Origin of the sequence: Micromonospora deserti, assembly GCF_003236335.1 — a bacterium.
Classification (GTDB): domain Bacteria; phylum Actinomycetota; class Actinomycetes; order Mycobacteriales; family Micromonosporaceae; genus Micromonospora; species Micromonospora deserti.
In genome coordinates, this window is the sequence record NZ_POUB01000259.1 from 1 (window position 1) to 8,501 (window position 8,501).

12 protein-coding genes are annotated in these 8,501 nt (G+C 72.4%); 5 read left to right on the forward strand and 7 right to left on the reverse strand.

The genetic code is table 11. From position 1 onward, the window contains the following. Positions 1-55 precede the first annotated feature (55 nt). Both C1I99_RS25900 and C1I99_RS25905 read left to right on the forward strand, forming a co-directional pair. Complete coding sequence (locus C1I99_RS25900) at positions 56-295, forward strand: hypothetical protein (protein ID WP_199562395.1); 240 nt, start codon at positions 56-58, stop codon at positions 293-295. Positions 296-327: 32 nt separating this feature from the next. Then, positions 328-537 (forward strand): hypothetical protein, encoded by a 210-nt coding sequence (locus tag C1I99_RS25905; RefSeq protein WP_111136804.1) that lies wholly within the window; start codon positions 328-330, stop codon positions 535-537. Positions 538-591: 54 nt separating this feature from the next. Here C1I99_RS25905 and C1I99_RS25910 read toward each other — a convergent pair whose 3' ends face one another. From C1I99_RS25910 to C1I99_RS25920, 3 genes are all read right to left on the reverse strand, one after another. Then, entirely contained in the window at positions 592-1,119 is a 528-nt protein-coding gene (locus tag C1I99_RS25910) for a DUF1360 domain-containing protein (protein ID WP_111136805.1), read from the reverse strand. Positions 1,120-1,182: 63 nt separating this feature from the next. After that, positions 1,183-1,506 (reverse strand): hypothetical protein, encoded by a 324-nt coding sequence (locus C1I99_RS25915; RefSeq protein WP_111136806.1) that lies wholly within the window; start codon positions 1,504-1,506, stop codon positions 1,183-1,185. Then, positions 1,506-1,829, reverse strand: a complete 324-nt coding sequence (locus C1I99_RS25920; protein ID WP_111136807.1) for a DUF6158 family protein — start codon at positions 1,827-1,829, stop codon at positions 1,506-1,508. The genes C1I99_RS25915 and C1I99_RS25920 overlap by 1 nt, the downstream gene beginning before the upstream one ends. A gap of 122 nt (positions 1,830-1,951) precedes the next feature. Here C1I99_RS25920 and C1I99_RS25925 point away from each other — a divergent pair, with 122 nt between their 5' ends. Further along, positions 1,952-2,380 (forward strand): hypothetical protein, encoded by a 429-nt coding sequence (locus tag C1I99_RS25925; RefSeq protein ID WP_111136816.1) that lies wholly within the window; start codon positions 1,952-1,954, stop codon positions 2,378-2,380. Between the two features lie 25 nt (positions 2,381-2,405). After that, entirely contained in the window at positions 2,406-2,735 is a 330-nt protein-coding gene (locus C1I99_RS25930; RefSeq protein WP_111136808.1) for a DUF3817 domain-containing protein, read from the forward strand. 7 nt (positions 2,736-2,742) lie between these two features. Here C1I99_RS25930 and C1I99_RS25935 read toward each other — a convergent pair whose 3' ends face one another. Continuing rightward, positions 2,743-3,273 carry a DUF6232 family protein gene (locus C1I99_RS25935; protein WP_111136809.1) on the reverse strand — a complete coding sequence of 177 codons (531 nt, stop codon included), beginning with the start codon at positions 3,271-3,273 and terminating at the stop codon, positions 2,743-2,745. A 504-nt stretch (positions 3,274-3,777) separates the two neighbouring features. Here C1I99_RS25935 and C1I99_RS25940 point away from each other — a divergent pair. Then, positions 3,778-4,749: a C40 family peptidase gene (locus C1I99_RS25940; RefSeq protein ID WP_111136810.1), complete on the forward strand. Its 972-nt coding sequence runs from the start codon at positions 3,778-3,780 to the stop codon at positions 4,747-4,749. Between the two features lie 76 nt (positions 4,750-4,825). Here the strand turns inward: C1I99_RS25940 and C1I99_RS25945 are convergent, their stop codons facing one another. The 3 genes from C1I99_RS25945 to C1I99_RS25960 form a co-directional block, all read right to left on the reverse strand. After that, on the reverse strand, positions 4,826-5,815 hold the full coding sequence (locus C1I99_RS25945; RefSeq protein WP_199562396.1) for a sigma-70 family RNA polymerase sigma factor: 990 nt from the start codon (positions 5,813-5,815) through the stop codon (positions 4,826-4,828). 447 nt (positions 5,816-6,262) lie between these two features. Next, entirely contained in the window at positions 6,263-7,219 is a 957-nt protein-coding gene (gene murQ / locus C1I99_RS25955; protein WP_111136813.1) for an N-acetylmuramic acid 6-phosphate etherase, read from the reverse strand. Continuing rightward, entirely contained in the window at positions 7,216-8,130 is a 915-nt protein-coding gene (locus C1I99_RS25960) for a MurR/RpiR family transcriptional regulator (protein ID WP_111136814.1), read from the reverse strand. The genes murQ and C1I99_RS25960 overlap by 4 nt, the downstream gene beginning before the upstream one ends. Positions 8,131-8,501 lie beyond the last annotated feature (371 nt).

Genomic DNA, 8,501 nt, shown 5'->3' on the forward strand with positions numbered 1-8,501 from the left:
GGGGTTTGACCGATTCGGGGGCGGGTAGCCGAGCGGCGTGACCGACGACGCACGCGTGACCGAGACAGCCGTGACCGACGCGGTTGTCAGCGACGAGCCGGACATCCGGCGCCGCCTCGACGACCTGCTCGAGGACCTCTACCACGGCCAGGAGCGGATCAGCCAGGCCGACATCTACCGCCGGGCGGTCGCGGCGGAGCTGCCCGCCCAGCTGCTCACCCGGATCGCCGCCCTGCCCGAGGGGGAGTACGCGGTGGACGAGGCGGCGGACCTGCTCGGCGGGTCGGTCACCTGACGCCCCCGGCGAACCCCGGAGAGGAGAGCGAGATGCCCCACCACGAGGAGCACCACGACAAGCTGCCGGCGCTCGGTGAGCCCCCCGAGGGCGTGGACACCCTCCCCGAGCCGGATTTCGCCAACGAGCACGACCGCACCGCCGTCGATCGTGACGTCGTCACCGGGGCCGACGAGGACGAGCGGGAGCCGGAGGCGTCGCGGGGCTGGGCCGGCGAGAACCACGGCACCACCCCCACCTGACGAACGCGAACGGGGCCGGCAACCGCCGGCCCCGTTCCCGTGCCCGCCGTCGACTCAGTCCCCGTCGCCCTCGGCGGCCTGCTGTGCCACCGCGTACGCCATCTGGAGGAAATCCGACGCGGCGACAGCGGTCAGCGCGGTGGCGACCAGCCGGGTCAGCCGGGGGGCGAGTACCAGCCCGCCGGTGAGCCCGGTGGCCACCCAAACAGCCAGGCAGAACGGGCAGCTGAGCAGTTCCCCGATCGCGTGCCGGGTGGTGCTGCCCTGGTCACGTACCTGCTCCATCACCTCGCCGCTGCCGATGGGCTTGTCGTAACGGGTGAAGGGGGCCCGCAGCGGGCTGGTCACCGCGTCCTTGGACAGCAGCCGGCTGAGCTTGTGGGTCGCGATGGCCAGCAGTACCACGTCGGCTGGAGCGGGCCGCTCCGGCACCGGCCGACCGGTCACCCTGACCAGAGCGGCGAGCGCGCCGGTCACGCCCGCGTAGCTGCCCATCGCCGCCAGGTAGCCGCCCAGCGGCCGCTGTTCGTGCGGCGCGTACGCCTGGCGCAGCCGCGCCACCTTCTGCTTCAGGTCGATCACCCGGTCTCCTCGTCATCGTGGGGGCGGGGGCGCCCCGGGCCGGGCGGCGGGTCGCCGTCAGGGTCACCCGGCCTGCAGGTTGTCGGCCACCTCGCGGGCCAGGCTGGCCAGGGCCTCCTCGGCCATCCGGTCGGCGTGACCGTCACCGCCGCTGAGGTCGAGCCGCATCCGGGCACCGCCGGCGTCGACCGGCTCCACCCGGATCTCGGCGGACCAGTCCCCCGCGGCGCGCCAGCGGGCCCGCAGTTCCGCCACGCTGACGTGCTCCGCCGGGGAGGCGCCGGCGCGCAGCGGCTCCGGCAGCCAGGCCGACGCCCGGTCCGGGTCGATGGCGATGTTGAACACGACCTCGGGCGGCGCCGACATCCCCCGCTCGGCGTACGCCATCAGAGATCCCGCAGCCGACTCGGGTCGACCTCCCGGCCCGGGTGCCGGGCCAGGTACTCGGTCTCGAGTTCCGCGGTGCGGCGCAGGTGGTGGGCGAGCGCCGAGTCGGCCGCGTGCCGCAGCGTGTCGAGCCGGGTGCGATGCAGGCTGTGCATCTCGCGGATCAGGTCCTCGTCGTCCAGCTCCGCGGGGTCGACGCCGAGCAGCTCACCATCGGGGTCGGTGCCGCTGGAGGCCATGTCGTGCACCTGGTCGCCGCCCCACTCGGGCACCCGCTGCTCCGGGCTCGGGAACTCGTCCTGTCGTACTGATCCGGTCATCATCGCCCCCCTGGTCTGTTGTGGGCTGGCGTCTAGACGGATGCCCACACCGGGTGACACCAAACCATCGGCCGAGCTACGACGCCGCGTCGGAGACGGCCGCCGGCCCCGGTACCCTCGATGCCATGAGGCGGCTCTGGACCCCGGCGTGGATCGTGCGCCACGTGGCCATGGTCGTGCTGGTCCTGGGCTTCTTGGGGCTGGGCTGGTGGCAGATCGGCCGGGCCACCGCGGGCAACGCCCTGAGCTGGGGGTACGCGGTCGAGTGGCCGGTCTTCGCGGGCTTCGTGATCTTCGTCTGGTGGCGTGAGGTCCGGCACGCCCTGCGCGGGCCGGCGCGGCCCGACGCCGGTGAGCCGGCCGACGCCGGGGCGCGGCCGGCTGGTCGCCCCGTGGCCACCGCGACGCGTCCGGTGGTACGCCGGCCCGTGCGGGTCGCCCGCGGTCCCGCGACCGCCGACGTCGGTGAGGACGCGGACCTGGCCGCCTACAACCACTACCTGCGATGGTTGAACGACAATCCGGGCGCCCAGCCCGGTGACTATCCCGGCTGAGGCCGGGCTCGGAAGGACGGACGAGGTGGGCGCAGCCCTGACCCGCTACCGCGTGATCGCCTGGATCGTCGGCGTGGCCCTGATCCTGCTGGTCGTGATCGGCATGCCGCTGAAGTACGGGTTCGACAACCCGGTCGTGGTGGAGACCGTGGGCCAGGCACACGGTTTCCTCTACATGCTCTACCTGGTGGCCGCCTTCGACCTGTCCCGCCGGGCCGGCTGGCCGCTGAAGCGGATGGTCCTGGTGATGCTGGCCGGCACGGTGCCGTTCGTCTCCTTCTACGCCGAGCGCCGGGTCAGCTCCTGGGTGACAGACGGGCGCCGGGAGCGGGCTCCCGAGCCGGTGGCCGGCTGACGCCCGGTCATCGGGCCGGCCGCCACGGGTCGACCGAGGCGAGCGGATCCTCCCACCCGCCGTACCGGTTCATCTCCCGGGCCCGTCGCAGGGCCCGGGTGACCTGGCCGAACTGCCGCTCGTCGTCGCTGCTGAAGAGCAGCACCTCGGCGCCCCGGCAGACTCCCCACAGCTCGTACCCGGGCGGTCGCCACCGGTCCCCCACCACGGCGAGCAGCACCGGGAGCAGGAACACCGCGCCCAGGGTGAGGTAGGCCCCGGCGGTCAGCCGTTGCAGGCCGCCGGTGAAGCCGAGCAGCAGGCCGACGCCACCGATCATCAGCCCGGTGACGGCTACGGCACGAACCGCGACCCGGTCGTGCGGCCCACGGGTGGTGTGCAGGTGGGTCAGCTCCGCCACCTGCCAGCTGGCGCGGCCGACGGTGAACCGATCGACCGTCACGAGGATCCCGGGGCGGGCGTAGAGCAGGGTGGACTTCTGGTCGGCGGTCACTCCTGGTGACCGGGGTGGTCGCGCGGTGGCCTCCTGAGGATTCATGGCTTTCCTCCCTCGGCTGGCGTGCCGGGGCCGATCCCATCGGTGCCGTCGTCACATATGCCGGTCGGCGGGAATCCCGGCTCCGCGCTTCATTGTGTTGCCCGCCCGCCAGCACCGGCCGCGATTTCCGGCGCATCGCGGCGGCTCGGAGCGGGCCGCTCGCCGGAAAGAGCCATCCAAGTCCGTCTTATCGGTTATAGCGTGCAGTCATCCGGCAGCATGCGCCCAGAACGACGAATGATGCGAATCGTTCAATTGATGACAACTTCCCCCGTGGCAGCCGCCAAAGCACGGATCACCGAGCACGTACGGTCACCGCCATGATCCACACTTTCTGCCCCTTTGCCAACATTCGCCCCTGCTTCCACTGCGGATGACTCCTGCCCCGGGTTAGGTTGGTCCGGCCGGTCCGGCCGACCGCCGTCCACCCGGATGGCACCGGCCCGGTGTCGCCCTGGGGCGTCAGCAGCTCCGTGGTGGCCGTGGGAGAGGAGCCTTCCGCTCTTGTCGTCCCTCAGGAACACGCTGCGTGCCCTCACGGTCGCGGTGGTGTCGGCCGCGCTGGTCGCACCGGCGACGGTGGCCCGGGCCGAACCGACCCCCGCCGAGTTGACCCGGCGGATCGAGAAGTCCTCCACCGAGCTGGAACACGTCGTGGAGGCGTACAACAAGCTGCGCGAGGAGATCAAGGCCAACGAGGCGGCCGTGGCGCGGCTACAGCTCCGGATCGGCCCGCTGGAGCAGCAGGCCGCGCAGAGCCGGGCCGACGTCGGCGAGCTGGCGGTGACCGCGTACAAGACCGGCAACCTGCGCACGGCGGACGCGCTGCTGCGGCCCGGCGGGTCGGCCGTCATGCTCGACCGGCTGGGCACGCTGCACCAGCTGACCCGACAGCGGCAGGAGCGGATCGCCAGCTTCGCCGCCGCCCATCGGCGGCTGCTCGGCGAGAAGACCCGGCTCGACGTCACGCTGAACCGGCAGGCGGCGCAGGCCCGGGAACTGACCGCCGGGAAGAAGCGGATCGAGCGGGACCTGGCGCGGCTGTACGAGCTGCGCCGCCAGGCGTACGGCCGGGCTACCGAGCCCTCCACCGCCCGCCCGGACAGCGCCGACGACGCGCCCGCGATCTCCGGCCGCGCCGGAGTCGCCGTCCGCTACGCCTACGGCGCCCTCGGCAAGCCGTACGTGTGGGGCGCCGACGGGCCCGACGGCTACGACTGCTCCGGTCTGACCTCCGCCGCCTGGCGAGCGGCCGGCAAGTCGCTGCCGCACAACACCCGGATGCAGTGGGGCGTGGTGGCGCACATCAGCCGCGGCGAGCTGCGCCCCGGCGACCTGGTGTTCTATCGCGGCCTCGGGCACATGGGCCTCTACGTCGGCGGCGGCCAGGTGATCGACGCCCCGAGCGCCGGGCGGAACGTGCTCAAGCGGGACATGGACCTGATGCCCATCCAGGGCTACGGCCGGGTCCGCTGACCCGCCGAGGCGAAGACGGCGAACGGCCGGCGCCCCCCTATCGGACGCCGGCCGTTCGCCGTCAATTACTACCAGCTCAGGCTGCCTGCAGCCCCTCGGCCCGGGCCAGCTCGCGCAGCCGGCCGAGCGCCTGGATCTCCAGCTGCCGGATCCGCTCACGCGAGAGCGAGAACCGCGAGGCCACCTCGGTGAGCGAGTGCTCCCGGCCGTCCTCCAACCCGTAGCGGGCCCGCATGATGCCAGCCGACCGGTCGTCGAGGTGGTTGAGCAGGCCCTCGATCCGCTGCCGCTCCAGGCCGGTGAGGACGATCTCCTCCGGCGACGGGGCGTCACTGTCGGCGACCAGGTCGCCGAGGTTGGTGTCGCCGTCGTCACCGACCGGCGTGTCCAGCGACACGGTGTCCTGCGACCAGCGGACCAGCTCGTTGACCCGCTCCACGGTGACCCCGAGCGCCGCGGCGATCTGCTCCGGCTCCGGGTCGGTACCCAGCTCACGGGTGAGCTGGCGGGCCACGTTCCGCATTCGGTTGACGTCCTCGACCAGGTGCACCGGCAGCCGCACGGTGCGCTCCTGCTGGGCGATCGCCCGGCTGATCGCCTGGCGGATCCACCAGGTCGCGTAGGTGGAGAACTTGTAGCCGCGCTCGTAGTCGAACTTCTCGACCGCCCGCACCAGGCCGGTGTTGCCCTCCTGGATCAGGTCCAGCATGGGCATGCCGGAGCGGACGTAGCGCCGCGCGATCGACACGACCAGTCGCAGGTTGGCCCGGATGAACAGGTCCTTGGCCCGCTCACCCTCGGCGACCAGCTGCGCCAACTCCTCCCGGTCGACACCGGCCGGGACGCGGTCCTCGCCGAGCAGGTGCTCGGCGTAGAGGCCGGCCTCGATGGCCTTGGAGAGGTCGACCTCCTTGGCGGCGTCCAGCAGCGGCGTCCGGGAGATCTCGTGAAGGTAGACGCCGACCAGGTCGCGCTCTTCAGCAACCTCGTCGGTCCGCATCCCGATGTTCTTGTCCACGTTGCCCACGGTCCCCTCGCTCGCGCCGGTTGCCCGGTTCCTTGCCATCCCCACGTCCATCAGCCCTCCCCCGTAACTTCTGCCGTGCCCACCGGTGCTGACACCTACACAACAGATGAGACGCGTCGGGGATTCCATGTCGTGAGTCGAAACTGTCACCAATGCCTGATAATCAGCTGAGAGCACGGTCCACGTTTGCTGTCAGCACCCCGGGTGGCTGCTCTCCGATGGGCACCACGTGCGGGTTTGCGGATCGACGGATCGCGCCCGCCCGGTCCATGGCAACACCGCCTGGTCCGGGTGCACAGCGACCCGGGTCACCACCGTGCTGCGATCCTGGTCACTGCCAGATACGCGCCGGCGGTCCGGTCGGTTCATCCACACCCGTGGTAATACCCCACCCCCCGATGAACAATCCGCAGCGCCGTTCTATGCCCGGGTGGGCAGACCTGACGCGGACCCGGGGCGCGGGCGCCGGGCGAGGGGATGGCCGGGCTAGGACGCGAGGAGGGTGAGGGCGCCGCGGACCTGCTCGGCGGAGCGGGCCAGGGCGGCCCGCGCGGCGGTGACCCCGGCCCCGGAGACGAGCGACACCAGCGCCGTCTTCAGGTCGCCGTCGGCCTCGTTGAGGGCCCGCCGGCAGGTCTCCTCCGCGCAGCCGGTCGCCTCCATCAGAATGGAGATCATCCGGCCGCGCAGCTTGGCGTTGGTGGCCACCATGTCGATCATGAGGTTCGAGTAGACCCGGCCCAGCCGGACCATCACGGCGGTGGAGAACATGTTGAGCACCAGCTTCTGCGCGGTGCCCGCCTTCATCCGGGTCGACCCGGTCACCACCTCCGGACCGGTGTCCACCCCGATGAAGACGTCCACCGACCGGGCGGCCTCCGCCTCCGGGTTGGCGCAGAGCAGCACGGTCGCGGCGCCCTTGGCCCGGGACGCGGCGAGCGCCCCCAGGACGTACGGGGTGCGCCCGCTGGCCGCGAGTCCGACCACCAGGTCCCCGGAGCGTACGCATTCGGCCGCCTCGGCCGCTCCGCCCCGGTCGTCGTCCTCGGCGTCCTCCACCGCGCGCCACACCGCGTCCGGCCCGCCCGCGAGGTGGGCGCAGAACCAGTGCCGCGGGGAGTTGAAGGTGGGCGCCAGCTCGGCCGCGTCGAGCACGCCGAGCCGACCGGAGGTGCCGGCGCCGAAGTAGTGCACCCGGTGCCCGCCACGCAGGGCCGTGACCGCGAGGTCCACGGTCGCGGCGATCTCGTCGAGCACCGCGGCGACCGCGGCGGGGACCAGCCGATCCGCCTCGTTGATCACCGAGAGCACATCCCGGGTCGACATCAGGTCGAGGTCGACGCTGAGCGGGTTGCGCCGCTCCGTCGGCGCACCGACCCGGACCGTCGGCCGGGTGGCCACGGCGGGTGCCGCCTCCCCCGGCTCCACCGCGCCGGCGGTCATGCCCGCCTCCGTCCGGAGCCGACCCGGTGGGACTGGACCGCCTCGGCCGTCACCTCCAACGCCTTCTTGGTCCGCGCCCGGTTGCGGGCGGCCACCCCGACGAAGAGGCAGTCGACGACGGTGAGCTGGGCCAGCCGGCTGGCCATCGCACCCGAGCGGTAGGTGGTCTCCCGGGCCGCCGTGGTGAGCACGAAGTCGGCCACCTCGGTGATGGGCGAACGCGGAAAGTTGGTCAGTGCGACCGTGACGGCACCGCGGCCACGCGCCTGCTCCAGCACCTCGATCACGTCCGACGTGGTGCCGGTGTGTGAGATGCCGACCGCGACGTCGCCCCGGCCGAGCAGCGCGGCCGAGGTCAGCGCGGTGTGCACGTCCGGGAAGTAGAAGGCGGTCCGGCCGATGCGGTGCAGCTTCTGCTGGAAGTCCGAGGCGACGAAGCCACTGGCGCCCGCACCGTAGACGTCGATCCGGCCGGCGTTGCCGATGGCCTCGACGACCTGCTCGCAGACGGCCGGATCGAGCTGCTCGGCCGTCTCCTCGACGGCACGGGCGTCGTTGAACGCGATGGTCGCGATGATCTGGGCGAGGTCGGCACCGGGCGGGATGTCACCGCCGACGACGCGCGCGTCCGGCGGCTCGACCCGGCGGGCCGCCTCGGCGGCGAGCCGGATCCGCAGCTGAGGGTAGCCGTCCATGCCCACCGACCGGCAGAACCGGATGACGGTCGCCTCGGATGTCTCGGCGGCGGTGGCGAGATCGGTGATCGTCCGCCGCGCGGCATCGGCCGGGTCGGCGACGACCAGCCGGGCGACACGCTGCTCGGCCGGCGACAGCGATGGGAGCAGGCCGCTGATGTGGACGATCAGCCCACCCGGCTCGTGACTCGCAGAAATCTTCGGACTCTTCGCCACGGATGAAACTTACTTTCATGAAGCGTGAGCGTCAACCATGACTGCGCGTGTTGGGTAAATTACCGCCCGCCGGGGTCACCGGACCTGCTCAGCGTGCCATTCTCGCAGCGCCGCCACCTCCCCCGGGAGGTCGGCTCCGGCTGTCGGTCGGCCGCCGCCCTGCGACCGGGCCCGCGCAGACCTGACCATGCCATCCGACGGGCCGACATGCTGCCCGGCACGCCGAAAGCCGTCCGGGTTGGCACCCCGACACCGGGTGCGGGCACGGGACGCGCCGGCCCGGACCACGGCGGCGGCGGCCCCGGCACTAGCGTGTGCTCCATGGCGGATCGCAGTGTGCTGGTCACCGGCGGCACGGGCGGGCTGGGCGG

Excerpts from the sequence above, each read along its gene's own strand:
- C1I99_RS25905 (WP_111136804.1), top strand. The coding sequence starts at position 328 with ATGCCCCACCACGAGGAGCACCACGACAAGCTGCCGGCGCTCGGTGAG.
- C1I99_RS25915 (WP_111136806.1), bottom strand. The coding sequence starts at position 1,506 with ATGGCGTACGCCGAGCGGGGGATGTCGGCGCCGCCCGAGGTCGTGTTC.
- C1I99_RS25920 (WP_111136807.1), bottom strand. The coding sequence starts at position 1,829 with ATGATGACCGGATCAGTACGACAGGACGAGTTCCCGAGCCCGGAGCAG.
- C1I99_RS25925 (WP_111136816.1), top strand. The coding sequence starts at position 1,952 with ATGAGGCGGCTCTGGACCCCGGCGTGGATCGTGCGCCACGTGGCCATG.
- C1I99_RS25935 (WP_111136809.1), bottom strand. The coding sequence starts at position 3,273 with ATGAATCCTCAGGAGGCCACCGCGCGACCACCCCGGTCACCAGGAGTG.
- C1I99_RS25945 (WP_199562396.1), bottom strand. The coding sequence starts at position 5,815 with ATGGCAAGGAACCGGGCAACCGGCGCGAGCGAGGGGACCGTGGGCAAC.
- murQ (WP_111136813.1), bottom strand. The coding sequence starts at position 7,219 with ATGACCGCCGGCGCGGTGGAGCCGGGGGAGGCGGCACCCGCCGTGGCC.